The sequence below is a fragment of the Rhodoplanes sp. SY1 genome, from assembly GCF_046000175.1.
Taxonomy (GTDB): domain Bacteria; phylum Pseudomonadota; class Alphaproteobacteria; order Rhizobiales; family Xanthobacteraceae; genus Rhodoplanes.
This window is the reverse complement of sequence record NZ_JBEOMB010000511.1, coordinates 1-597: the sequence shown is the minus strand read 5'-3', so window position 1 is coordinate 597 and position 597 is coordinate 1. Positions and strand designations below refer to the sequence as shown.

General features: G+C 64.7%; 2 protein-coding genes. Both read left to right on the top strand.

Going from position 1 to position 597, the window contains the following annotated elements:
• Nucleotides 1–239, top strand: a 239-nt coding sequence (locus ABTU92_RS30670; RefSeq protein WP_408095296.1) for a hypothetical protein, incomplete at its 5' end; no start/stop codon positions are given.
• Nucleotides 236–597 (top strand): FAD-binding oxidoreductase (locus tag ABTU92_RS30665; protein ID WP_408095295.1); only part of this gene is annotated, 362 nt, incomplete at its 3' end. The genes ABTU92_RS30670 and ABTU92_RS30665, both read left to right, overlap by 4 nt.

Below are 597 nucleotides of genomic sequence, written 5' to 3'. Positions count from 1 at the left end.
CATCGGAACAATTCCAATTTTTCAATCCGTATTTTTTTGCCAGTGTCCTCGCACCCCCCAAGAACACGTCACGCGAGCCCGGCGGCACTGCGCAACGATCGGCTCTCGGCCGACACGCCGTCGGGCTCGCGGACCATCCCGGTTCAATTCCGTCGGCGGCTTGGAGCCGTGCTCCACGCGCAGGGCATCGCCTTGTCGCGAACGCCGGTCGACATCCAGAAGAAGGCGAGATCAGGTGAGCACGAAGAAGCAACTGCTGATCGACATCTTCGGGCCGGACGCCGTTTTCGACGATCCCGACCTCCTCGACGCCTATGCCCACGACGAGAGCTTCGCCGAATCCGTGAAGCCGCAATTCGTCGTGCGACCGAAGACGACAGAGCAGGTCCAGGCGCTGGTGAAGCTCGCGAACACGACCCGCACCCCGCTGGTGCCGGTCAGCTCAGGGGCGCCGCACTTCCATGGCGACACGGTTCCCTCCGCGGCCGAGGCGATCATCGTCGACCTCTCGGGCATGAAGGGCATTCTGCGCGTCGACCCGCGCAACCGCATCGCCGTCATCGAGCCGGGCGTGACCTTCGCGGAGCTGATCCCGGC